Below are 25753 nucleotides of genomic sequence, written 5' to 3'. Positions count from 1 at the left end.
GAAGACCCTCGGGAAAGGAACGCCTCTACACATAGGGGAAACCAGCCGGATCGCAATGCTCAAAAGAGAACTTTTGCGGAACACGAGGGGCGTTCCGGCGCCATTTCAGTGTAAATCAGCCCAGCCCCGTGCAAAACAACTCTCTTCGAAGAGAGTTGCAAAAGCCTTTCAAGGCGTTTGCCCTGCTCAGCGATAGAGCAGCGAGACGCCATCCGAGAAAAGATGCACCTTCGCAGGCTCCGCCGTGAGCGCCACATCGCTGCCACGCAGCCCCTTGTGGATGCCCGGCAGCTTGGCGATCACCGCTTCCTTGGCGCCCTCGGAGGGCTCGAAATGCAGCAGCGTCACCTCGCCGAGCGCCTCGGTCAGCGCCACCCTGCCCCGGAAGATCGCCGCGCCTTCGGCAATGGTGAAATCCTCGGGCCGGATGCCGACGTTGACCTTCAGCCCCATGTCGGCGTCGGTGGTGGGCACGTCCGACAGCGCGGTGCCGCCCGCCTGCAGCGCCACGGTGGTGCGTGGGCCGGTGCCGGTGACCTCGCCCGCCAGCATGTTCATCGCCGGAGAGCCGATGAACTGCGCCACGAACTCGCTGTTCGGGGTCTCGTAAAGCTCCAGCGGCGAGCCGACCTGCGCCACGCCCTTATTGGCCAGCACCACGATGCGGTCGGCCAGCGTCATCGCCTCGACCTGATCATGGGTGACATAGATCATCGTGCGGTCCGGCATCGCCTCTTTCAGCTGGGCGATCTCGATGCGGGTGGCGACGCGCAGCGCCGCGTCGAGGTTCGACAGCGGCTCGTCGAAGAGATAGACCTTGGGGTCGCGCACGATGGCCCGGCCGATGGCGACACGCTGGCGCTGCCCGCCCGAGAGCGCCTTGGGCAGACGGTCGAGATAGGGCTCCAACTGCAGCATCTTGGCGGCGCGCTCGACCGAGGCGGCAATCTCTTCCTTGCTCTTCTTGGCGATCTGCAGCGCGAAGGACATGTTGTCGCGCACGGTCATGTGGGGATAGAGCGCGTAGCTCTGGAAGACCATGGCGATGCCGCGCTGCGCGGGCGGCACGTCGTTGACCAGTTGCCCGTCGATCTCCAGCGTGCCGGCGGTGATCCTTTCGAGCCCGGCGATCATCCGCAGCAGCGTGGACTTGCCGCAGCCCGACGGACCGACGAAGACGATCAGCTCGCCCGCCGTGATGTCGAGGTTGATGTCCTTCAGCACTTCGACGGTGCCGCCGTAGGTTTTGCCGACGCTGGCCAGTTTCAGATCCGCCATGGTCTCCCCCTTATCCTCGTTGCCTGCCCATCACCCTGCTGATCACATCCGCAGCGCCAGCGCGGGCTGCCACGGCCCGAGATGGAACTTGCCGTCGGGCGCCGTGCCGGTGGAGCCCAGTTCGACCCCCACCTGCTGCCACTTGCCCGCGGGCGCGTCGATCGCCGCCGGGTCACGGCCGATGTTGAAGGCGCAGAACAGCTCTTCTTCGTCGTTGATGCGGTGGAAGCTGAGCACGCTGCCCTGCGCCTTAACATCGGTGATCTCGCCCTTGCGCAGCGCCGAATGGGCGTGGCGGAACGCGATGGCGCGGCGGTAGTGATGCAGGATCGCCGCCGGATCCTTCTCCTGATCTTCGACGGTCATGCGCAGATGCTCGTGGCTCACCGGCAGCCACGGCTGGCCCTCGGTGAAGCCGCCGTGATGGGCGTGCGGCTCCCAGACCATCGGCGTGCGGCAGCCATCGCGGCCCTTGAACGCGGGCCAGAAGCGGATGCCATAGGGATCCTGCAGATCCTCGAAGGCCAGCACAGCCTCGGGCAGCGCCAGTTCCTCGCCCTGATAGATGCAGGCCGAGCCGCGCAGGCACATCATCAGCGTGGTATAGGCCCGCGCGCCGCCGTCGCCGATGCCCCAGCGCGTCACATGGCGCACCACGTCATGGTTCGAGAAGGCCCAGCAGGCCCAGCCGTCGCTGGCGACCTCATGCACCTTGTCCATCACATCCTTGACGTAGGCGGCCGAGGGCGGCTTGTCGGAAAGCAGCTCGAAGGCATAGGACATCTGCAGGTGCTCATTGCCCGAGGTGTATTCGCCCAGCACTTCCAGACCGCGCAGATCCTCGCCGATCTCGCCCACGGCGGCGGCGTTGTAGCGGTCCATCAGCTTGCGCAGCTTGGCGAGAAACTCGAGGTTCTCGGGCTGGGTCTTGTCGTAGAGATGTTCCTGCCACGTGTAGGGGTTCACCGCCGGCGCGGTGATCGGGTTGCGCCGCTCGGGGGGCAGCGCGGGGTTGTCGCGCAGCTCCTTGTCGTGGGTGTAGAAGTTCACCGTATCGAGGCGGAAGCCATTGACCCCCCGGTCGAGCCAGAACTGCGCGGTTTCAAGCAGCGTCTGCTGCACCTCGGGCTCGTGGAAGTTGAGATCGGGCTGCGAGGTCAGGAAGTTGTGCAGGTAATACTGGCAGCGCACCGTGTCCCATTGCCATGCCGAGCCGCCGAAGATCGACAGCCAGTTGTTGGGCGGCGTGCCATCGGGCTTTGCATCGGCCCAGACGTACCAATTGGCGCGCGGGTTGTCGCGCGAGCTGCGGCTTTCCTCGAACCACGGGTGCTGGTCCGAGCTGTGCGACATGACGAGGTCGATCAGCACTTTCAGGCCAAGCTGATGCGCCGTCTCGATCAGCGTGTCGAAATCCGCAAGGCTGCCGAACATCGGGTCGACATCGCAGTAATCGCTAACGTCATAGCCGAAGTCCTTCATCGGCGAGCGGAAGAACGGCGAGATCCACACCGCGTCCACCCCCATCGAGGCGATATGCGGCAGCCGGCGCGAGATCCCCAGCAGATCGCCAACACCGTCGCCGTTGCTGTCCTGAAAGCTGCGCGGATAGACCTGATAGATCACCGCGCCGCGCCACCAGTCGCGGTCTTCGGTCGAGGGCACGGGGAGGGTTGTCTTTTTGCTCATGGCTCAGGGACTTTCGATCACTTTACGGAACCGGCCAGCAGGCCGCGCACCAGATATTTCTGCATCGCGAAGAAGACGAGCAAGGGCACCACGATCGACACGAAGGCCGAGGTGGCGAGGATTTCCCACTGCCCGCCGCGCGAGCCCATGAGGTTGACCAGCCGCGCGGTCAACACCAGCCGGTCGTCATCGGTGCCGAGGAAAACCAGCGCCACGAGCAGATCGTTCCACGTCCAGAGGAACTGGAAGATGGCAAAGCTTGCCAGCGCCGGGAACGACAGCGGCAGCACGATCTTGGTGAAAATCTGGAAATCCGACGCACCGTCGACGCGGGCGTTCTCGATGATGTCTTTCGGCAGGCCGACCATGTAGTTGCGCAGCAGGTAGATGGCGAGCGGCAGGCCAAAGCCGGTGTGCGCCAGCCAGACCCCAAGATAGCCTTTGCCGATGCCGATACTGTTGTGCAGCTGCAGAAGCGGGATCAGCGCCAATTGCAGCGGCACCACCAAGAGCGCCACCACCGCCGCCACCAGCAGCGCGCGACCGGGGAATTCCATCCACGCCAGCGCATAGGCGGCGAAGGCCGCGACCAGAATGGGGATCACCGTCGCCGGGATCGCCACCGTCAGCGTGTTAAGGAAGGCCTGCCCCACGCCCGCCCCGGCGGTCGTGCCAAAGAGCACGTTTTCGTAGTTCTCCAGCGTGAACTCCGGCGGTGTGGTGGCGGTGCTGAAGACCCGCGGCAGCCGCTCGCCTTCAAAGCTCTGCGGGCTGCTGAGGCGGAAGGCGCCCGAGCTTTCCACCGTCAGCTGCCAGCCGTCTTTCAGATCGACCGTCGTGTCGGGCTCATAGGCCTCGGGTTCGCGCGAAGAGGTGCCCCATGCCGACAGCGTTGTTTCCGCCGTGCCGAAGAGGTTGCCGTCGATGACGTAGAGATCGCCCTCCTGCACCTCGTCGCCCTCGATCCGGATCGCCGGAAGCTGGCCCTTCTGCGCCGAAAAGGCCGACCACCAGCCCGAATTGCTGATCTGCTCGGCGGTGCGGAAGGATGACACCAAAAGCCCCACGGTGGGGAAAAGCCACAGCGCCACCAGCAGCGCCACCGAGATATGCACCGCCCATGTGAGGTGGGATTTCTGGCCCGCGATATTCTCCATCTCTTCGCCCTCCCTCAGCGCATCTCGCGGCGCGCGTTGATCACGTTCCAGACAAGGATCGGCGAGACCAGCAGCATGATGACCATGGCCGAGGCCGATCCGACGCCCCAGTCGAAGGCGCGGAACAGCTTATCGTACATGTAGTTGGCCAGAACCTGTGTCTGCCACTGGCCGTTGGTCATGGCGAGCACGATGTCGAAGATCTTCAGCACCACCAGCGTGATCGTCGTCCAGACCACCACGATGGTCGAGCGGATCTGCGGCACCTTGATCTTGAAGAAGATCTGGAACGGGTTCGCGCCGTCGACGATCGCCGCCTCCACCGTCTCTTCGGGGATGCCGCGCAGCGCCGCGCCAAGGATCACCATGGCAAAGCCGGTCTGGATCCAGATCAGCACCACCATCAGCAGAAAATTGTTCCACGGGGTGATGGTCAGCCATGTCTGCGGCGCGCCGCCGAGCCAGACCCAGACGGCGTTGAGGATGCCGATCTGCTCCTGCCCGATGGGGCGGAAATCATAGACCAGTTTCCAGATCACCGAGGCGCCCACGAAAGAGATCGCCATCGGCATGAAGATCAGCGACTTGGCGATATTGCCCCAGCGGATGCGGTCGGTGAGCTGCGCCGCCAAGAGCCCGAACGCGGTGGAGGCGGCGGGCACCACCACCAGCCAGAGCATGTTGTTGCGGATTGCCTCCCAGAATTTCGGCTCGCGCATCATCTGCTCATAGTTGGCGAGGCCGACGAAAGCGCCGCCCTGATTGCGGTCGGTGAGCGACAGCCAGAAGGTCGCCACCACTGGATAGGCCAGATAGAGGCCAAGCGCGAAGAGCGCCGGGAAGAGGAAGAGCCAGGGCCGGATCATCTCGGCGCGGCGGATGTTGCGCCCGATGTTGGGCCCGCGCGCCGGGAACAGCACCTTGTCGAGAAGCTGGTTGGACAGCCAGAAATAGGCGATGCAGCCGCCGAGCCCGATTACGATGGTCAGCACGGCCTGAAGTGCCGGATGCATGGTCTCCTCCCCCCGTTCAGCCTTGGTCAGTCACTTGGGTCAGTCACTTGAGTTGCCTCCGGGACCCGCAAATCTCTTCGAAGAGAGTTGCAACTTCCTTCGATGGAAGTCGCGCGCGGGCCCCGGCGCGTCTTCGGCCTTACTTCGCGGCGTCCCAGCTGTTCTGGATCGCCCCGGCCACGTCCTCGGCGGATTTGCCGCCCACGTAATCGACCATCCCGGTCCAGAAGCTGCCCGCGCCCACCGCGCCCGGCATCAGGTCGGAGGCGTCGAAGCGGAAGGTGGTGGCATCAAGAAGGATCTCGCCCATCTTCTTCAGCGTCGGCGTGCCGTAGATCTCGGGATCGGTTTCCTTATAGGGGGTCAGGAAGCCGGACTGCGCCATCCAGATCTCATGCGCAATCGGGGTCTGCAGGAATTCGATGAAGGCGCGCGAGGCGTCGCTGTCCTTGGTGATGAAGGCCAGTGTCCCAGCACCCAGCACCGGCTGACCAAGGTCCTTGCCCTCATAGGCGGGCATGTAGAAGAAATCCGCATCCACGCCCATCTGCGTGCCTTCGGGGAAGAAGGTCGGGATGAAGCTGGCCTGATGGTGCAGGTAGCACTGCGGCGGCGAGGCGAAGAGGCCATTGGGGCTTTCGCGGAAGTCGGTGGTGGCCACCGCGCCGGTGCCGCCCGCGACGAAATCATTGTTCTTGGCGAACCAGCCGAACTCTTCGATGGCTTCGATCACCTTGGGATCGTCGAAGGGAATCTCGTTGCTGACCCATTGGTCGTAGACCTCGGGCGGCTGCACCCGCAGCATCATATCCTCGACCCAGTCGGTCGCGGGCCAGCCGGTCGCCCCGCCGGATCCCAGCCCGATGCACCACGGCGTCTCGCCCTCTTCGGCGATCTGCTCGGTCAGCGCCTTCAGGTCTTCGAGCGTTTCGGGCACTTCATAGCCCGCGTCCTCGAAGTTCTCGGGTACGTAGAAGACCAGAGACTTTACGTCGATCTTATAGGGGAACGCATAGAGCGCCTCCTCGCCGTCCGGCCCTTCGTAAGACCCGAGGCTCACCCAGCTGTCGCCTGCGGCGTAATTCTCGCGCAGCCATTCGGCGGTCTCGTCGCCAAGCGGCTCGACAAAGCCCTTTTTGACCAGATCGGCAATCAGCCCCGGCTGCGGCAGGATCGCGATATTGGGCGGGCTTCCCGCCTCGGTGTCGATGACGATCTGCTGCTCATAGGTCTCCGACGAGGCATAGCTGACCGTCGCGCCCGTGGCTTCCTCGAAATAGGCCAGCACGGTTTCGACCAGCGCCTGATCGTCGCCGCGCCACGGTCCGAAGATGCTGAGCGTCTGCCCCGAGAGATCATGCTCGGCGCCGAAACTGTCGAGGCTTTCCCAGTTGAAATCCCCCTCGCCCGGCGTGAACACCAGATCCGCCTGTGCCGTGCCAGCGCAGAGCGCCAGCGCCGCAACGGATCCAAGAATGGCGCGCGTGCCCGATTGCTTCGTCATGCCAATGGTCATGTCGTCAGAGTCCTCCCGTCATGTCGCGGCCTCCCGTGCCGCGTGAAACTCCCAGTATCAGCGCAATGTATCAGCGCAATTTGAGGGAAAAATCCCCCAAAGCGGTTTGAGATTGCCGAAGCGTCCCGCGTTTGCCCCCGTTTGTCAATCACGCAATCCGCTGCCGCAGTGTTAATTTTATGCTGCACTGCAGCTAAAAAAGGCAGTTTTGAAAAGGTCTTTCCGTGACCCTGCTTTTGGCGATAATGTCGATGATTACCGAAGCGCTTTGGAAGACCTCGCGATGAACCTCAAGCAACTGGCCGCGCACCTCAATCTGTCGCAGACCACGGTAAGTCGCGCGCTCAACGGCTATCCCGAGGTCAGCGAGCAGACCCGCAAACGCGTGGCGGAAGCGGCGCAGGCCCTGAACTATGCCCCGAACGCCAGAGCCAAAGGGCTGGCGACGGGACGGGCCATGGCCATCGGCCATGTGATCCCGATCTCGACGCAGCACCAGATGATGAACCCGGTGTTCGGTGACTTCATAGCTGGCGCGTCCGAGGAATACGTCAAGGCCGGGTATGACATGACCCTCTCTGTCACCGGCGACCGCGACGAGGAAGAGAACTACCGGCGGCTCAAGGCCAAGGGCAATGTGGACGGCATCATCGTGCATGGCCCGTCGATGCACGACGGGCGCATCCCCTTCCTGCGCAAGCTCGGGCTGCCCTTCGTGGTGCATGGCCGCGCCTCAGAGCTCGAGACCGCCTACAGCTGGGTCGATATGAACAACACCCACGCTTTCCAGCGCGCGACGAATTTCCTGCTCGACCTCGGCCACCGCAGGATCGGGCTGATCAACGGGCTGGAGTTCATGGACTTCGCCTATCGCCGCAGGCTCGGCTTCGAGCAGGCGCTGACGGCGCGCGGCGTTGCGCCCGATCCGGCACTTCTGGCGAGCGGCGAGATGACCGAAAGCTACGGTTTCGAGGCGGCGCAGCGCCTGCTTGCCCTGCCCGAGCCGCCCACCGCGCTGCTCACCTCCTCGGTGATCGCCGCCATCGGTATTCGCCGGGCGATCCATGCCGCCGGGCTGGAAATGGGGCGCGACGTTTCGGTGATCACCCATGACGACGATCTGAGCTTCCTGCGCAACGGGCCGGATCTGCCGATCTTCACCGCCACACGCTCGTCGGTCTATGAGGCCGGGCGCATCGCCGCCGCGATGCTGCTGGCGCATATCGAAGACCCGAGCCTTCCGGCGCAATCGCGCCTGCTAGAGGCGCAGCTGATCATCGGCGGCTCCACCGGCCCAGTTCCCTCATCGGCCCCCGCATCGCCCAGCTGACCCCCAATCGCCCAACCCCACAAGGACAGGCCATGCAGTTTACCCGCAAGGATTTCCCCGAAGACTTCCTCTTCGGTGTCGCCACCTCGAGCTATCAGATCGAGGGTCATGCCTTCGGCGGTGCCGGGCGCTCCCATTGGGATGATTACGCCGCCACGCCGGGCAATGTGGTCCGCGCCGAACATGGCGGGCGGGCCTGCGATCATTACCACCGCTATGAGCAGGATCTCGATCTGGTGCAGGCGGCGGGGCTTGATGCCTACCGCTTTTCCACCAGCTGGGCGCGGGTGTTGCCCGAGGGGCGCGGCACCCCCAATCCCGAGGGCCTCGATTTTTACGACCGGCTCACCGACGCCATGCTCGAGCGCGGCATCAAACCCTGTGCCACGCTCTATCACTGGGAGCTGCCCTCGCCGCTCGCCGACCTCGGCGGCTGGCGCAACCGCGATATCGCTGGCTGGTTCGGCGATTTCACCGAAGTGCTGATGAAGCGCATCGGCGACCGCATGTATTCCGTCGCACCGATCAACGAGCCGTGGTGCGTGGCGTGGCTGTCGCATTTCATGGGGCTGCAGGCACCGGGGCTGCGCGACATTCGCGCCACCGCCCGCGCCATGCACCACGTGCTGCTCGCCCATGGCCGCGCCATCGAGGTGATGCGGGGCCTCGGCATGAGCAACCTTGGCGGCGTCTTCAACATGGAGTGGGCCACCGCCGCGGACGACACCGATGACGCCCGCCATGCGGCGGCGCTCTATGATGGCATTTACAACCGCTGGTTCGTCGGCGGGGTCTTCAAAGGCGCCTATCCCGAGATCGTGCTCGATGGGCTCGAGCCGCATCTGCCGCAGAACTGGCAAGACGATTTCCCGACCATCACCCAGCCGCTCGACTGGTGCGGGCTGAATTACTACACCCGCAAGGTGATCGCGCCCGACCCCGGCCCGTGGCCGTCGCTCACCGAGGTCGAGGGACCGCTGCCCAAGACCTTCATGGACTGGGAGATTTACCCGCAGGGTCTGTCGCAGCACCTCATCCGTCTGGCGCAGGAATACACCGGTGATCTGCCTCTTTATGTCACCGAGAACGGCATGGCCGCGCCCGACCCGCTGGTGGATGGCGGCGTCGACGATCAGGACCGCATCGCCTATATCGACGATCATCTCGCCGAGGTCCGCCGCGCCATCGACGCGGGCGCGCCGGTGAAGGGGCATTTCGTCTGGTCCCTGCTCGACAATTACGAATGGAGCCTTGGCTACGAAAAACGCTTCGGGCTGGTGCATGTGGACTTCGAGACGCTTGAACGCACGCCCAAAGCCTCTTACCACGCGCTGGCGAGAGCGCTAACGACGGGATGAGCCGTAACGGCACGGACCAAGGGCGCGGCGAAACGGAGTGAGGGCATCATGAGCAGCAGCGGCACAGCAGTTCTGGCGGACATCGGCGGCACCAACACGCGCGTCGCGCTCAGCGAAGGCGGCACGCTGATCGAAGGCTCGGTCAAACGCTACCGCAACGCCGAGAACGACGGCATCGGTGCCGTGCTCAAGCATTACCTCGCAGAGATCGGCGCGCGGCCTCAGGCGGCCTGCGTCGCCGTGGCCGGGCCGGTGCGCGACGGGGCTGGGCGGCTGACCAACATCGATTGGGAGATTGACCGCCCCACGCTCGCCGAGGCCACCGGTGCCAGCGTGATCTCTGTGCTCAACGATCTGCAGGCGCAGGGCCATGCGCTGGGGCATATCGCGGACGACTGCCTGACCCCGATCCTGACCGGCCAGACCGCCAGCCCGCAGGCCGCGCGTCTGGTTGTCGGCATCGGCACCGGGATGAACGCCGCCCCCGTCTACCGGCTTGGCGACCGCACGCTGGTGCCGCCGTCCGAGGCCGGGCACACGGCGATCCCCGTGCAGACCGAGGCCGAGATGCGCCTGCTGCGCTTCATCGAGCGCAAACACGAAGGCCCCGGCGTCGAGCACATCCTGTCGGGCCGCGGCTTCGAGCGTGTCTATGCGTGGCTCTGCGACGAGGATGGCGAGGGCGAGCCGCTGGAGGCGCAGCAGATCATGGAGGCCGTACAGGCCGGCACCGACGCGCGCGCCCTGCGCGCCATCGACGCCTTTGTGGGCATGATGGGCCGGGTCTGCAGCAACCTTGCGCTCACCACCCTGCCCTTCGGCGGCATCTATCTGATCGGCGGTGTCGCGCGGCACTTCGGCCCCTATCTGACCACCGGCGCCTTCGAGGAGGCTTTTGTGGATCGCGGCCGCTTCAAGGAGTTCATGCATCAGTTTCCGGTCAGCCTTGTGACCGACGATTATGCGGCGCTCACGGGATGTGCCTGTCACTTGAGCGAATTGCCGGAATTCTCGGCGTGATGCGCAAGAAGGTCGCCTTTTCACAATAAAGTCTGTTCATCAATCGAGCGAACGCCCTAGGTCGACCGGCGCAACCCTTCGTCTTTTCCAAAGCGAGTGAGCCTTTCCATGACCACCACTGCCTCCCTGCGTGAGTCCGTCCTCCAACACCTGCGCTATTCTTTCGGCAAGGATCCCGAGCACGCGATCCTCGAAGATTGGCGCATGGCTTTGAGCTATGCGGTGCGGGACCGGATCACCGACGCGTGGATCGACGCCACGCATAAGACCTATGAGGCAGGTGCCAAGCGGGTGTACTACCTGTCGATGGAGTTCCTGATCGGGCGGCTGATCGAGGATGGCATCGTCAACCTCGAACTGGTGGACGAGGCCAAGGCGGTGCTGCATGAGTTCGGCAAGGACTATGCCGCCGTGCTGGCCGACGAGCCCGATGCGGCGCTCGGCAATGGCGGCCTTGGGCGGCTGGCGGCCTGTTTCCTCGAAAGCCTCTCGACGCTTGGCTGTCCGGCGCACGGCTATGGCATCCGTTATGAGCATGGCCTCTTCCGCCAAAGCTTCGTTGATGGGCGGCAGGTCGAGCAGCCGGAACTTTGGCTCGAACAGCGCCACGCGTGGGAGTTCGAACGCCCCGAGGTGCGCTATCGCATCGGCTTTGGCGGTCATGTGGACACGCGCGGCGAAACCGTGCGCTGGCACCCGTCCGAAGTGGTGGATGCCGAGGCCTATGACACGCCGATCGTCGGTTGGAAGGGCCGCTGGGCCAACACGCTGCGCCTGTGGTCGGGCCGCGCGATCCATCCGTTCGATCTCGACCGGTTCAACCACGGCGACTTTGCCGGGGCCGCCCAGCCCGAGGCGCTGGCGCGCACCATCAGCCGCGTGCTCTATCCCGACGACACCACCGTCGAGGGCAAGGAACTGCGCCTCAAGCAGGAGTATTTCCTCACCGCCGCCGCGCTGCGCGACATCCTGCGCCGCTTCGACAACCAGTTCGGCGACCTGCGCAAGCTGCCCTCGAAAGTCGCCATCCAGCTCAACGACACCCACCCGGCCATCGCCGGGCCGGAACTGGTGCGCGTGCTGCATGACGAGCGCGGCCTGTCGTTCGAGGAGTTGATGGAGATCGCCAAGGGCTGCCTGAGCTACACCAACCACACGCTGCTGCCCGAGGCGCTGGAGACATGGGACGAGGCGCTCTTTGGCCGCCTGCTGCCGCGCCATATCCAGCTGATCGACCAGATCGACAGCACCCATGCCAAGCAGAACCCCTCGCGCCTCAACTCCATGCGCGCCGATCATCAGGTGAAGATGGGGCCGCTCAGCTTTGTCATGGCGCATCACGTGAACGGCGTCTCGGCGCTGCACACCGAGCTGATGAAGACCACCGTCTTCGAGGAACTGCACAACCTGCACCCCGAGCGCATCGTCAACGAGACCAATGGCGTCACCCCGCGGCGCTGGCTGCTGTCGTGCAACCCGCGGCTGGCGGGCCTGATCACCGAGACCATCGGTGAGGACTGGGTCGACGATCTCGAGCAGCTGCAAAAGCTGGAGCCCTCGATCGAGGATGCCGCTTGGCTCGACCGCTACACGCAGGTCAAGCGCGACAACAAGGCTGAACTGTCGAACTGGATGGGCCAGACCTACGGGCTGCATGTGGACCCCGAGATGCTGTTCGACGTGCAGATCAAGCGCTTGCACGAATACAAGCGCCAGCATCTCAATATCCTCGAGACCATCGCCCATTGGGCCGAGATCCGCGACAACCCCAACGCCGATTGGACGCCGCGCCTGAAGCTCTTTGGCGGCAAGGCGGCACCGGGGTATTTCTTCGCCAAGGACATCATCCGGCTGATCAATGACGCGGCCACGGTGATCAACAGCGATCCCGTCACCGCGCCTTTCCTCAAGATCGCCTTCCTGCCGAACTACAACGTCAGCCTTGCAGAGCGGATGATCCCCGCCGCCGATCTGTCGGAGCAGATCTCGACCGCGGGCAAGGAGGCGTCGGGCACCGGCAACATGAAGTTCGCCCTCAACGGCGCGCCCACCGTCGGCACGCTGGATGGCGCCAACGTCGAGATCCGCGAACACGTGGGGGCCGAGAATTTCTTCCTCTTTGGCATGACCGCCGAGGAGGTGATGGAGCGCCGCAAGATCGAGGGCCACGCGCGCAAAGCAATCGACGCCGATCCGCGTCTGAAACGCGCGCTGGACCTTATCCGCGAGGGCCGGTTCTCGCCCGGCGAGCCCGAACGCTACCACGGCATCACCAGCAACCTTGAAGGCGCCGATTACTTCCTCGTCTGCTCGGATTTCACCGACTACTGGCGGGCGCAGCGCGAGGTGGATGTGGCCTTCAAGGACACGAGGGCCTGGGCGCATATGGCGGCGCTCAACACCGCGCGCTCGGGCTGGTTCTCGTCCGACCGGACGATCCGCGGCTACATGGGGGACATCTGGGGCGCGACAAGTCTTCTTTGAGACAACGTGTCTTAGATCATTGCCAGCGCTTGCGAAGCAGCTACAGTCACCTCCATGACCAGCGCTTCGCATCCCCCCGACTCCGCGCTGCTGCGCCTGCTTCGCGGGCAGCATGACGATCCCTTTGCCGTGCTCGGCCCACATGAGGTGGACGGGGCGAGGTATGTGACAGCCTATGATCCCGGCGCCGACAGCATGTGGGCCGTGGTCAAAGGCGTCAGCCACCCGCTCCTGCCCACCGATGTGCCCGGCTTCTTCCGCGGCGCGGTGCCCGGCGATCTGCCCTACCGGCTGCGCGGCGAGGGCCATGGCGACGAAGGGCCGTTCTCTTTCGAGAAGGAAGACCCCTATCGCTTTGGCCCGGTGCTGGGCGAGATCGACGAATACCTGCTTGGCGAAGGCAGCCACCTGCGGCTGTGGGAGGCGCTTGGCGCGCATGTGATGGAACATGAGGGCATCCAAGGCACGCATTTCGCGGTCTGGGCGCCCAATGCCAAACGCGTTTCAGTGGTTGGCGATTTCAACTGGTGGGACGGGCTGCGCCACCCGATGCGGCGCCGCGGGGCCACCGGCGTGTGGGAGATTTTCCTGCCGGAGATTGGCGATGGCGCCTTCTACCGCTACGAGATCGTCGGCCCCGACGGCACCGTGCAGCCGCGCAAGGCCGATCCCATCGGCTTCGGCTCCGAGCACCCGCCCGCCAATGCCTCGATCGTGCGCGACATCTCGGGCTATGGCTGGTCTGATGAGGACTGGATCGAAACCCGCGCCGAGGCGCATAAGCGCAGCGCGCCGATCTCGATCTACGAGGTCCATCTGGGCTCGTGGCGGCGCAAGGACTGGGGGCGTCCGATCTCATACATCGAGGCGGCGCAGGAACTGGTGGATTACGTCGCCGAGATGGGCTTTACCCATATCGAACTGATGCCGGTCAGCGAGTATCCCTTCGACGGTTCTTGGGGCTACCAGCCCATCGGCATGTTCGCGCCGACCATCCGCCACGGGCTGCCGCATGAGTTCCGCGATCTGGTCAACGCCGCGCACCGCGCCGGGATCGGTGTGATCCTCGACTGGGTGCCCGGCCACTTCCCGACCGATGCGCATGGGCTTGGCCGGTTCGACGGCACCGCGCTTTATGAGCATGCCGACCCCAAGGAAGGCTTCCACCACGACTGGAACACGCTGATCTACAACTACGGGCGCGCCGAGGTGTCGAACTATCTCACCGCCAACGCGCTCTACTGGCTCGACGAGTATCACGCCGACGGGCTGCGCGTGGATGCGGTGGCCTCGATGCTCTACCGTGACTATTCCCGCCCGGCCGGTGAATGGGTGCCCAACAAGGATGGCGGGCGCGAGAATTACGAAGCCATCGCCATGCTGCGCCGGATGAACACGGAAACCTACGGCCAGCATCCCGGCATCCTCACCGTCGCCGAAGAGAGCACCGCCTATCCGGGCGTCTCCTCGCCGGTCGATCAGGGCGGGCTCGGCTTTGGGTTCAAGTGGAACATGGGCTGGATGAACGACACGCTCGAATACATCCACAAAGACCCGATTTACCGCAGCCACCACCACCACCAGATGACCTTCGGGCTGGTCTATGCGTTCTCGGAAAACTTCATCCTGCCGATCAGCCACGACGAGGTGGTGCACGGCAAGGGCTCGATGCTGGGCAAGATGCCGGGCAACGGGTGGGAGAAATTCGCCAACCTGCGCGCCTACTATGGCTTCATGTGGGGCCATCCGGGCAAGAAGCTGCTGTTCATGGGACAGGAGTTCGCGCAGGCGCACGAATGGAACCATGACGCCGAGATCGACTGGCCCTGCCTTGGCGATCCGCAGCACGCGGGGATGCAGCGGCTGGTGCGCGATCTCAACCACCTTTACCGCGACACGCCCGCGCTGCACGCCAAGGACTGCGAGCCCGAGGGGTTCGCTTGGATCGCGGGCGGCGACACCGGCAATTCGGTGCTGTCGTGGATCCGCCGCGGACGCGCCGACGAGCCCGAGGTGGCGGTGATCTGCAACTTCAGCAACGCCGAGCAGCAGGCCTATCGCATCGGCCTGCCCGACACCGGCGTCTGGCGCGAGGCACTCAACACCGACGCAGAAATTTACGGAGGCGGCAACCGCGGCAATTTCGGCCGTGTCGTCGCCGATGACGAGCCCAGCCATGGCTATCCCGCCTCGGCCGAGCTGTTCCTGCCGCCGCTTTCGGCGATCTTCCTCGTGCGCGAGGAAACTTGAAGATTTCATACCCCTGTCACGGCCATCGCCGAGACATTGCATTCAACTGAGGAGGAGATTGATGCCCCGACGGTCTCAGAGGCTCGCCAGCCGCAGTATGGCGTTCGTCCTCGCGGGCGGACGCGGATCGCGCCTGCATGAGCTGACGAATTTTCGAGTGAAACCAGCCGTCTATTTTGGCGGCAAGGCGCGGATCATTGATTTCGCGCTGTCCAATGCGCTCAATTCCGGCATCCGAAAGATCGCGCTCGCGACGCAGTACAAGTCGCACAGCCTGATCCGCCACTGCCAGCGCGGCTGGAACTTCTTCCGCGCCGAGCGCAACGAGTTTCTCGACATCCTGCCCGCCTCGCAGCGCTACAACGAACAGACGTGGTATCGCGGCACGGTCGACGCGGTGGCGCAGAACATCGACATCATCGACAGCTACGACATTGACCATATCGTCATCCTCGCGGGCGACCACATCTACAAGATGGACTACGAGGAGATGCTGCAGCAGCACGTCGACAGTCAGGCCGAGGTGACGGTGGGTTGTCTGACCGTGGACCGCAATGAGGCCAGCGCCTTTGGCTGTATGGCGGTGAACGAGAGCGACCGGATCACCTCGTTTCTGGAAAAGCCAAAAGATCCACCGGGCCTGCCCGACGATCCCGAGAAGACGCTGGTCAGCATGGGGATCTATGTCTTCAGCTGGAAATACCTGCGCGGCAAGCTGATGGAGGATCTGGGCTCGGAAAGCTCGACCCATGATTTCGGCAACGACATGATCCCCGAGATCGTCGCCTCGGGCGGCGCGCAGGCGCACCGCTTCGAGGACAGCTGCGTGCGCAATGCGGGCAAGCCCGCCTATTGGCGCGACGTGGGCACCATCGACGCCTTCTGGCGCGCCAATATCGACCTGACGAATTTTGACCCCGATCTTGACCTCTGGGACACCGACTGGCCGGTCTGGACCTATGCCGAGGTTCTGCCCCCCGCCAAGTTCATCCACGACGAGGAAGACCGGCGCGGATCGGCGGTCAGTTCGCTGATCGCGGGCGGCTGCATCGTCTCGGGCACCGAGATCCGCGAGTCGCTGTTGTTTACGAACGTGCACACGAATTCATATGCTTCGCTCGAGCAGGTGGTGCTTTTGCCCAATGTTTACGTCTCGAGGCACGCGCGGCTCACCAAGGCGGTGGTCAATCGTGGGGTGCATATTCCCGAAGGGCTTGTGGTCGGCGAAGATCCGGAGGAAGACGCTAAGTGGTTCCGTGTTACCGCTTCGGGGGTGACATTGATCACGCAAGGAATGCTCGACCGGAGGGAAGCCGCCAAATGACTCGTGTCCTGTCTGTCGCCTCGGAATGTGTGCCGCTGATCAAGACCGGAGGGCTCGCCGATGTGGTCGGCGCCCTGCCCGCGGCGCTTGCAGTTCACGGGGTCGACATGCGGGTGCTGATCCCCGGCTATCCTCAGGTGATGGCCAAGCTGCCGACGCAGGAGGCGGTGGCCGATTACGACGATCTCTTTGGCGGTCCGGCGCGGGTGCTTAAGGCGCCGCTGGGGGATCAGATCCTCTATGTGCTCGAAGCGCCGCATCTCTATGACCGCGACGGCGGGCCCTATATGGACAAGGGCGGCAACGACTGGCGCGACAACCCCGAGCGGTTTGCCGCGCTCAGTTCGGTCGCCGCGATGATCGGTGCCGACGGCATCGACGCGTGGCGTCCCGAGGTGCTGCACTGTCACGATTGGCAGGCCGGTTTCGCCCCGCTCTACCTGCGCGAGCTTGGCGCGGCGGGCCGGGTCGCCACGCTGATGACCATTCACAACATCGCCTTCCAGGGCATGGCCTCGGCGGCGCGGATCGGCACGCTCGGCCTGCCGCGCACGGGCTTTCATCAGCGCGGCTACGAGTTCTGGGACAGCGTGTCGGCGCTCAAGGCAGGGCTGGTCTATGCCGACAAGCTGTCGACCGTCTCGCCGACCTATGCGGGTGAGCTGATGACCAAGGAATTTGGCATGGGGCTCGACGGCGTGCTGCGCGAGCGGCAGGCGGATCTGGTCGGCATCCTCAACGGCATCGACGAGACGATCTGGACCCCGCCCTATAAGACCATCGCGCAGAAGGCCAAGCACAAGGCGGCGCTGCGCAAGGAGCTTGGCCTGCCCGACAATTGGCCCGGTCCGCTCTGCGTGGTGATCTCGCGGCTCACCGAGCAAAAGGGGCTCGACATCCTGCTGCAAGCCCTGCCCGCGCTGCTTGATCGCGGCGGCCAGCTGGCGCTTTTGGGCTCGGGCAATCCGGGGCTTGAAGAGGCGTTCCAGCGCAAGGCGCAAAAACACCCCGGCGTGGCGGTGCACATCGGCTATGACGAGGGGCTGGCGCAGCGCCTTATCGCGGGCGGCGATGCGATCCTCGTGCCGTCGCGCTTCGAGCCCTGCGGCCTGACCCAGCTTTACGGGCTGCGCTACGGCACGCTGCCGCTGGTGGCGCTCACCGGCGGTCTGGCGGACACGGTGATCAACGCATCGCCTGCTGGATTGGCAGCGGGATGTGCCACAGGCGTACAATTCCACCCGGTGACCGCACAGGCACTGGCCCAAGCGCTGATGAAGCTTATAACTCTGTACCAGGACAAGGAAACCTGGACCCGCATGATGACCAACGCCATGGCCTCGCCAGTCAGCTGGACCCATTCCGCCGCAAAATACGCGGCGCTCTATCAGGATATGGTGAAGGCCAAGAGCCCATGAGCGATCCGGTGATCCTTGCGGGGAGTGCCACCCCGCTGGGCGCGACGTTCGACGGTGACGGCGTGAATTTCGCGGTGTTCTCGGCGCATGCCGAATCCGTCACCCTGTGCCTGTTCGATGCGGAGGGCAATGAGACCCACCGCCTGCCCCTGCCCGAGCGCGACGGCGATGTCTGGCACGGGCGCGTGCCCGGCCTCACACCGGGACAGCAATATGGCTACCGCGTCGACGGGCCGTTCCAGCCAAAACAGGGCCACCGCTTCAATCCGCACAAGCTGCTGCTCGATCCCTACGCCCGGCGCATCACCGGCCATCCGGTCTGGAACGACGCGCTGAACGGCGGCACCGAAAGCCGCAACACCACCGACAGCGCGCCCTATATGCCCAAAGGCGTGGTCGAGGACCCCAGCTTTGACTGGGGCGGCCATAGCTCCCCCGAGACCCGCCTTGCCAAAAGCGTGATCTACGAGGCGCATGTGAAGGGCCTCACCCAACAGTTCCCCGGCGCAGAGCCTGCGGGAAAATTTCTCGGCATCGCGTCGGACCCGGTGCTCGAGCATCTCACCAGCCTTGGCATCACCGCGATCGAACTGCTGCCGGTGCAGGCCTTTCTCAACGACCGCTTTCTGGTGGAAAAGGGCCTCAAGAACTACTGGGGCTACCAGACCCTCGGCTTTTTCGCCCCGGACCCGCGCTATCTCGAACAGGGCGCGCTGTGGGAGTTCCAGCATATGGTCGCCCGGCTGCATGCCGCCGGGATCGAGGTGATCCTCGACGTGGTCTACAACCACACCTGCGAAGGCGACGAGTTCGGCCCCACGCTGTCGTTCCGCGGTCTCGACAACCTCAGCTACTACCGTCTGCCCGAGGACCGGCGCCACTACATCAACGACACCGGCACGGGCAATACGCTCAACCTCGATCACCCGATGGTGCTGCGCATGGTGATGGACAGCCTGCGCTATTGGGCCGATACCATGGGCGTCGACGGCTTCCGCTTTGATCTCTGCTCTACGCTGGGGCGCACGCCCACCGGCTTTGACCGCAACTCCGCCTTCTTCAAGGCGCTGCGGCAGGACCCCATTCTGGCCAGCAAGAAACTCATCGCCGAGCCTTGGGACATCGGGCCGGGTGGCTATCAGCTTGGCGCCTACCCGCCGCCCTTCAGCGAGTGGAACGATCAGTACCGCGACGGCGTGCGCCGGTTCTGGCGCGGCGATCTGGGGCATGTGCCGGTGATGGCCGACCGGATCACCGGCTCGGCGGGGCTGTTTGACCATTCCGGACGCAATGCCACCGCCTCGGTGAACCTGCTGACCGCCCACGACGGGTTCACCCTGATGGACACCGTTTCTTACAACGAAAAGCACAACGAGGCGAACGGCGAGCACAACCGCGACGGCCATGGCGAGAATTACTCGGACAATATGGGCGTCGAAGGGCCGACCGACGATGCGGCGATCCTCGCGGCGCGGGCCCAGCGGCGGCGCAACATGATGGCGACGCTGCTGCTCAGCCAAGGCACGCCGATGATCCTTGCCGGTGATGAGATCGGCAACTCGCAGGGCGGCAATAACAACGCCTACGCGCAGGACAATGAGACCGGCTGGATCACTTGGGGCGAGAAGGATGACGCGTTCCTCGCCTTCACCCGCAAGCTCATCGCCTTCCGCAAGGCGCATCCGATCGTGCGGCAACGGCGTTATCTGCACTCCATTCCCCGCCGCGTCGATGGTGTGCCCGATCTCTTCTGGTGGCGGCCGGACGGGCAAGAGATGGGCCGCTCTGACTGGACCAATGGGCATCTGCATGTGCTCTGCGCCGAGTTTCGCATGGCCTCGGGCACGCCGCTCTACAAACAGCGCGAAGAGGCGATCTATCTTGCCTTCAACGCAGGCGACGCGGTGGATCTGACCCTGCCCGACCCGGGCGAGGATTTCCTCTGGGTGCGCCATCTCGACACCGCGGATCCCACCGCCGACCCCGCAACGGTCTCGGGGACGGTGACGCTCGCGGCAAATTCCGTACTGGCACTGGTGGAGGAGCCGCGATGAGCGATCTCGACGCGCGCGCCGAAGCCGCCGGCATCCTTGGCGAGTACCGCGACCTCTATGGGACATGGCACGACACCCCGCCCGAGACCAAAGCCGCGCTGCTGGCGGCGATGGGACAGGACGCCGATGCAAGCCCCCACAGCCGGACCCTGCCGCGCTGGCACGTCTGCACCCATGCCGAGCCGCCCAGCCTTGGCGTGCGCGGCCCGTGGCAGATCACGCTGGAGGACGGGCGCGGTTTCGAAGGCGAAGGCCGCCTGCCCGCGCTGCCCATGGGGCGGCACCGGCTGGACGCGGCTGAAGAGGTCTGCTGGCTGCTGAGCGCGCCGCCGCGCCTGCCGCTGCCCGAGCGGGACTGGGGCCTGATGGTGCCGCTGGCCTGTCTGCGTCCCGCGGATCAGGGCGGCATCGGCAGCTTCGCGGACCTGGCCGTGGTCGCCGAAGGCGCCGCGGCGCAGGGCGCGGGGTTTCTCGGGATCAACCCCATCCACGCCGGATTTCACGTGGCCGACCCCGGCGGCTTCAGCCCCTACACCCCCTCGCACCGCCGCCGCCTCGCGCCGCTCTACCTGCCCACCGGTAGCGCTGCGGCGCCCGGTCCGATCGTCGATTTCGCGGTGGAAACCCCTGCCCGCCTCGCCGAGCTTGAGGCGCAGTTTCGCGCCGCGCCGCCGGGAGCCGCCTTTGACGCATGGCTTCGGCACGAGGGCGAGGAGCTGCAGCAATTCGCGCTCCATCAGGCGCTGTCGGAAAAGCTCGGCGCCTATTGGGATGCGTGGGATCCGGCCTATCAGGATCCGGCCAGCCCACAGGTGGCCCAGGCCGCGCGCGAGTTGCATGAGCGGGTGCGGTTCCACGCGTGGCTGCAATATGCCGCCGAAGGGGCCGTCACCGACACGCAGCGCCGCGCCAAAGCCGCGGGCATGGCGCATGGGCTTTATCTTGATCTGGCCGTGGGCACCCATCCGCATGGCGCAGAGACATGGACCGACCGCGCCAATTTCGCCACCGGTGCCAGCCTTGGCGCGCCGCCCGACGCCTTTGCGCCGCAGGGCCAGAACTGGCGGCTCGCGCCGTTCAACCCGGTGGTGCTGGAAGCGACCGGATTCGAGGCGCTGGCGCTCACCCTGCGCCAGCAGTTGCGGTTCTCGGGGATGCTGCGCATCGACCATATCATCGGCTTCGAGCGCGCCTATTGGGTGCCCGACGAGGAAGGTCTGCCCGGTGCCTATGTGAAGATGCCGCGCGAGGCGATGTTCGCCGTGGCGCGGATCGAGGCGGCGCGGGCCAACGCGGTGATCATCGGTGAGGATCTCGGCGTGATCCCCGACGGGCTGCACCATGCGATGGACGAAAGCGGCCTGCTCGGCTGCCGCCTTGCCTGTTTTGAGCACGAGGGCGACCCGCCCGCCTTCAAGCGCCCCGAGCATTACGACGAGGCGGTGATCGCTAGTTTCACCACCCACGACCTGCCCACATGGAAGGGCTGGCGCGCCGGACGCGAGATCGACACGCGGGTCGAGATCGGCCTCACCCCGCCAGACCATGCCAATGGCATGCGCGACTGGCGCGGGCGCGAGATCGCCGGTTTCGACTGGCTCTCGGGCCAGTTCCGCGGCGACCTGCCGCCCGAAGCGCCCGAAGCGATGTTCCACGTCCTTGCCGCCACCAAGGCGCGGCTCGTCGCCGTGCAGGTCGAGGACGTTCTGGACAGCGATGTCCAACCCAATCTTCCGGGCACCGTCTCGGAATACCCAAACTGGCGCCAGCGCCTGCCTCTGGGGCCGCAAGCGATTGCAGACACCCCGGTTCTTGCCAATGCCGGTCGGATCATGGAAGCATCCGGCCGAAGGAGAAAGTCATGACGCACAGCATCCGCACCGTCCCTACCGAGCCGATCGAGGGCCAGAAGCCGGGCACCTCCGGCCTGCGAAAGAAGACCCCGGTCTTTCAGGGGCACCACTACCTCGAGAATTTCATCCAGAGCATCTGGGACGGCATCGGCGGCGTCGAAGGCAAGACATTGGTGCTGGGCGGTGACGGGCGGCACTTCAACTCGCAGGCGGCGCAGGTGGTGCTGCGCATGGCCGCGGCCAGCGGCGCCAAGAAGGTGATCGTCGGCGAGCGCGCGCTGCTCTCGACACCCGCCGCCTCGAACCTCATCCGCAAGCGCGGTGCCGATGGCGGCATCATCCTGTCCGCCAGCCACAACCCCGGTGGCCCCGAGGGCGATTTCGGCGTGAAGTACAACGCCGCCAACGGCGGCCCGGCTCCGGAAAGCATCACCGACAAGATCTTTGAGGCCACCAAGACCATCAAGGAATTCAAGATCCTCGACAGTCAGGACGTGGGCCTTGCAGGCACCGGCATGGTGATGCTGGGCGATATGGAGATCGAGATCGTCGATCCCGTCGCCGACTACGCCGAGCTGATGAAAGAGATTTTCGATTTCGACGCGATCCACGCGCTGTTCCGTTCGGGCTTCACCATGCGGTTCGACGCGATGCATGCGGTCACCGGCCCCTACGCGCGGATGATCCTCGAAGGCGAGCTTGGTGCCGGCCCCGGCACTGTGATCAACGCCATCCCGCTGCCCGATTTCGGCCAAGGCCACCCCGATCCCAACCCGATCTGGGCCAAGCCGCTGATGGACGAGATGATGGGCGATCACGCGCCCGACTTCGGCGCCGCCTCGGATGGCGACGGCGACCGCAATATGATCGTCGGCAAGCATTGCTATGTGACCCCCTCGGACAGCCTTGCAGTGCTCGCCGCCAATGCCACGCTGGTTCCGGCCTATGCCGAGGGCCTGAAGGGCGTTGCCCGCTCGATGCCCACCTCCGGCGCGGTGGACCGCGTGGCCGAGGGGCTTGGCATCGACTGCTACGCCACGCCCACCGGCTGGAAGTTCTTCGGCAATCTGCTCGACGCGGGCCGCGCCACGCTCTGCGGCGAGGAAAGCGCGGGCACCGGCTCGGACCACGTGCGCGAGAAGGATGGCCTCTGGGCCGTGCTCTTCTGGCTCAACGTGCTGGCCAAGAAGCAATGTTCGGTCGCCGAACTGATGGATGCCCATTGGAAAGAATACGGCCGCAACTACTACTCGCGCCACGATTACGAGGGCGTCGACAGCGATGCGGCGAACGGGCTGATGGACCATGTGCGCGAGCAGCTCGGCGTGCTGCCGGGCAATGAGGTCGCAGGCATGAAGGTCACCTCCGCCGAAGAGTTCGCCTATGACGATCCGGTCGACGGCTCGCGCGCCGAGAAACAGGGCCTGCAGATCGGCTTCGAGGGCGGCTCGCGTCTCGTGCTGCGCCTGTCGGGCACCGGCACCGAAGGCGCCACGCTGCGCGTCTACCTCGAGAAGGTCGAGACCGATCCGGCAAAATTCGCGCTTGATCCGCAGGTGGCGCTGGCCCCGGTGATCTCCGCCGCCGAAGCCATCGCCGGGATCAAGACCCGCACCGGGCGCGACGCGCCTGACGTGATCACCTGACCGAAAGGCAGTAAAATGGATACCCTTCGCGCCATCGGCATGATGGTGCTTGGCATGGCGTTGCTGGCTCTCAGCGACGCCTTTATCAAGCTGTCGACCCTGCAGGCACCCGCAGGTCAGGTGATGATCGCGCTCGGGATTGGCGGCTGTCTCGTCTTCCTGATCCTTGCACGGCTCAAGCGGATGCCGCTGCGCCGCGCCAATGCGCTGCATCCCAAGGTGCTGCTGCGCAACGTCTTCGAGATGATCGGCGGGCTCGGGATGATCGTCGGCCTGTCGCATATCCCGCTGTCGGTGATGGCGGCGATCATGCAGACCGCCCCGCTTGCGGTGACCCTCGGGGCCGCGCTGTTCCTTGGCGAGACCGTCGGCTGGCGGCGCTGGTCGGCAATCGCCGTGGGGCTGGTGGGCATGCTGATGGTGATCCGCCCCTTCGGCGCGGCCTTCTCCGGCTGGGAGATTTTCGCGGTGGTCGGCGTCATCGGTCTTGCGGCGCGCGATCTCGTCACCCGGACCCTGCCCGTGGCGATCCCCTCGGTGGTGGTCTCGGCATGGGGCATGGCCTCGATCGCGCCGGTGGGTCTGGTGCTGCTGCTGGTCTCGGGCGAGCCGCCGGTCTTTGCGCCAAGCGCGCTGGCCCCGATCCTCGCCGCCGTCGCGGTGACCGCGGGCGGCTATCTTGCGGTCACTACCGCCATGCGGCTTGCCGAGGTCGCGGCGGTCTCGCCCTTCCGCTACACGCGGCTGATTTTCACCGCCAGCCTTGGCATGCTGATCTTTGGCGAGCGGCCCGACGGCTGGACCTATGCCGGTGCCGCGCTGATCCTCTGCGCCGGGCTTTACACCTTCGTGCGCGAGCACCGTCTGGCACGGGCCAAAGAGCGCGACGTGAACCGGGGGCTCTGAGACCTCCGGTTCGCGCCGCGCGGCACCTCAGCCGCCGATCACCTCGACGCTGGGGTGCATATCCGTCTCTGGCCGATCCACCGACACCGTCTCGCGGGTGCGCGGCAGCGCCTCGGGCATGTCGCGCTGGATCCAAGTGATCAGCTTCTCGCGGATCTCGCAGCGCAGGTCATAGGTGCGCGGCGCGTTGCGGGCCGAGGCGAGGATGCGGATCTCCATCACCCGCTCGCGGAAGTCATTCACCTGCAAGTGGCACACATTGCCATCCCAAAGCTCGCTCTCACGGCAAATCTCGTTCATCTTCGCGCGGATGCGGTCGATATCGGCGCAATGATCGAGATAGAGCAGCACCCCGCCAATCAGCGAGGCCCCGTCCCGCGTCCAGTTCTGGAACGGCTGCTCGATGAAATAGCTCAGGGGCACGATCAGCCGCCGCCAGTCCCAGATCTTGATCACCACGTAAGTCCCGGTGATCTCCTCGATCCAGCCCCATTCGCCCTCGACGATCACCGCATCGTCGATGCGGATCGGCTGGGTGATCGCCAGCTGGATCCCCGCGATCAGGTTCTTCAGCACCGGCTGGAAGGCAAAGCCGACGACGATACCCGCCGCCCCCGCCGAAGCCAGCAGCGAGACGCCCCATTGCCGCACGCCCGGAAAGGTCATCAGGATCGCCGAGACGGCAACGATGATGATCAGCCAGCCCGCCAGCCGCATGAGGATACGGCTCTGCGTCACATGTTTGCGCGCCAGCGTGTTGTCCTCGGCGTCGAGCGAAAATTTGCGCAGATGCACCGTGGTCCAGATGTAAAGCGCGGTGTGGATCACCCAAGCCACCAGCACCATGAAGGCGATGAGCAGCGCGTGCTGCGGCAGGTTTCTCCATTCCTCGTTCATCGGCGCCACGGCGACGCCGATGGCAAGAAAGGCCACCACCAGCCCCATGCGCAGCGGCCTGCGGGTGCGCGACACAAGGCTGCGCCAGAACAGATCGCGCTTCGCCACAGCCTTGGTCAGCGCCCAGAACACCAGCCGATAGGCCGAGACGCCGACGAGAAAGGCCAGCGCGATCACCACCGTCGGCATCACCCAATGCGGCAGCACCGGGATGATCGCCTCGACCGTGTCGGAAAAATCCGCCACCTGCTGCTCAAGCTGATCCAGCTCCGAGATCTCTGCCACCTGCTGCCCGATCTCGCTGATTTCTTCATCCATGCATGTATTTCCGCGCCCCGCCGTCCTCCCCTCGGCGCTGCCCTGCGGCCTTTCCTGCTGTTTGCTCTTTTCGCGGTTGCAGCAAAACTTAGGGGGTTTTCGCTGCAGGGCAAAACCCTGCGCGCCGCGCCGCCGCATTGTTAGCGCAACCCAATAGAAACAAACGGGAACAGGCGCTGTTAGCGTTAGCACAATTGTTTACTTCTTCGCCGCCCCTGTTATAGCTCGTCGCGAACCCATTC

17 protein-coding genes are annotated in these 25753 nt (G+C 65.0%); 11 read left to right on the top strand and 6 right to left on the bottom strand.

Going from position 1 to position 25753, the window contains the following annotated elements:
* Window positions 1–186: 186 nt before the first annotated feature.
* The 5 genes from ACXAD2_RS18105 to ACXAD2_RS18085 all read right to left on the bottom strand — a co-directional run bounded on the left by ACXAD2_RS18105 (window position 187) and on the right by ACXAD2_RS18085 (window position 6653).
* Window positions 187–1278: an ABC transporter ATP-binding protein gene (locus tag ACXAD2_RS18105; protein ID WP_066099794.1), complete on the bottom strand. Its 1092-nt coding sequence runs from the start codon at window positions 1276–1278 to the stop codon at window positions 187–189.
* Between the two features lie 42 nt (window positions 1279–1320).
* Window positions 1321–2967, bottom strand: a complete 1647-nt coding sequence (locus tag ACXAD2_RS18100) for an alpha-glucosidase (protein WP_475172595.1) — start codon at window positions 2965–2967, stop codon at window positions 1321–1323.
* A gap of 17 nt (window positions 2968–2984) precedes the next feature.
* The gene (locus ACXAD2_RS18095) at window positions 2985–4124 is read right to left on the bottom strand and encodes a carbohydrate ABC transporter permease (protein WP_475172592.1); all 1140 of its coding nucleotides are present in this window, start codon (window positions 4122–4124) and stop codon (window positions 2985–2987) included.
* 14 nt (window positions 4125–4138) lie between these two features.
* A complete protein-coding gene (locus tag ACXAD2_RS18090) occupies window positions 4139–5137 on the bottom strand; it encodes a carbohydrate ABC transporter permease (protein ID WP_164179689.1) in 999 nt (332 codons plus the stop codon).
* Between the two features lie 139 nt (window positions 5138–5276).
* Window positions 5277–6653 carry an ABC transporter substrate-binding protein gene (locus tag ACXAD2_RS18085; RefSeq protein WP_475172588.1) on the bottom strand — a complete coding sequence of 459 codons (1377 nt, stop codon included), beginning with the start codon at window positions 6651–6653 and terminating at the stop codon, window positions 5277–5279.
* A gap of 283 nt (window positions 6654–6936) precedes the next feature.
* Here ACXAD2_RS18085 and ACXAD2_RS18080 point away from each other — a divergent pair, with 283 nt between their 5' ends.
* From ACXAD2_RS18080 to ACXAD2_RS18030, 11 genes are all read left to right on the top strand, one after another.
* Window positions 6937–7983, top strand: a complete 1047-nt coding sequence (locus tag ACXAD2_RS18080; RefSeq protein ID WP_475172585.1) for a LacI family DNA-binding transcriptional regulator — start codon at window positions 6937–6939, stop codon at window positions 7981–7983.
* A 32-nt stretch (window positions 7984–8015) separates the two neighbouring features.
* A complete protein-coding gene (locus ACXAD2_RS18075) occupies window positions 8016–9341 on the top strand; it encodes a GH1 family beta-glucosidase (RefSeq protein WP_475172582.1) in 1326 nt (441 codons plus the stop codon).
* A gap of 48 nt (window positions 9342–9389) precedes the next feature.
* Window positions 9390–10361: a glucokinase gene (locus ACXAD2_RS18070; RefSeq protein ID WP_475172579.1), complete on the top strand. Its 972-nt coding sequence runs from the start codon at window positions 9390–9392 to the stop codon at window positions 10359–10361.
* Between the two features lie 108 nt (window positions 10362–10469).
* Window positions 10470–12845 (top strand): glycogen/starch/alpha-glucan phosphorylase, encoded by a 2376-nt coding sequence (locus ACXAD2_RS18065; protein ID WP_475172576.1) that lies wholly within the window; start codon window positions 10470–10472, stop codon window positions 12843–12845.
* 54 nt (window positions 12846–12899) lie between these two features.
* Window positions 12900–15095: a 1,4-alpha-glucan branching protein GlgB gene (glgB, locus tag ACXAD2_RS18060; protein ID WP_066099771.1), complete on the top strand. Its 2196-nt coding sequence runs from the start codon at window positions 12900–12902 to the stop codon at window positions 15093–15095.
* Between the two features lie 61 nt (window positions 15096–15156).
* On the top strand, window positions 15157–16419 hold the full coding sequence (gene glgC / locus ACXAD2_RS18055) for a glucose-1-phosphate adenylyltransferase (protein ID WP_475172572.1): 1263 nt from the start codon (window positions 15157–15159) through the stop codon (window positions 16417–16419).
* Complete coding sequence (glgA, locus tag ACXAD2_RS18050) at window positions 16416–17837, top strand: glycogen synthase GlgA (protein WP_475172569.1); 1422 nt, start codon at window positions 16416–16418, stop codon at window positions 17835–17837. Before glgC ends, glgA begins: the two co-directional genes overlap by 4 nt.
* The gene (gene glgX / locus ACXAD2_RS18045) at window positions 17834–19891 is read left to right on the top strand and encodes a glycogen debranching protein GlgX (RefSeq protein WP_475172565.1); all 2058 of its coding nucleotides are present in this window, start codon (window positions 17834–17836) and stop codon (window positions 19889–19891) included. The genes glgA and glgX overlap by 4 nt, the downstream gene beginning before the upstream one ends.
* Window positions 19888–21756 carry a 4-alpha-glucanotransferase gene (locus ACXAD2_RS18040; RefSeq protein WP_475172562.1) on the top strand — a complete coding sequence of 623 codons (1869 nt, stop codon included), beginning with the start codon at window positions 19888–19890 and terminating at the stop codon, window positions 21754–21756. The genes glgX and ACXAD2_RS18040 overlap by 4 nt, the downstream gene beginning before the upstream one ends.
* Complete coding sequence (locus tag ACXAD2_RS18035) at window positions 21753–23390, top strand: alpha-D-glucose phosphate-specific phosphoglucomutase (protein WP_475172560.1); 1638 nt, start codon at window positions 21753–21755, stop codon at window positions 23388–23390. Before ACXAD2_RS18040 ends, ACXAD2_RS18035 begins: the two co-directional genes overlap by 4 nt.
* A gap of 15 nt (window positions 23391–23405) precedes the next feature.
* Window positions 23406–24296, top strand: coding sequence for a DMT family transporter (locus tag ACXAD2_RS18030; protein WP_475172558.1), 891 nt, complete (start codon window positions 23406–23408; stop codon window positions 24294–24296).
* A gap of 27 nt (window positions 24297–24323) precedes the next feature.
* On the opposite strand, the gene ACXAD2_RS18025 is transcribed toward ACXAD2_RS18030, so the two are convergent.
* On the bottom strand, window positions 24324–25511 hold the full coding sequence (locus tag ACXAD2_RS18025) for a mechanosensitive ion channel family protein (protein ID WP_066099751.1): 1188 nt from the start codon (window positions 25509–25511) through the stop codon (window positions 24324–24326).
* Between the last annotated feature and the right edge of the window lie 242 nt (window positions 25512–25753).

This window comes from Salipiger sp. ABN3_019, assembly GCF_056158605.1.
The sequence above is the reverse complement of the archived record's forward strand: the minus strand, read 5'-3'. Positions and strand labels throughout refer to the sequence as shown.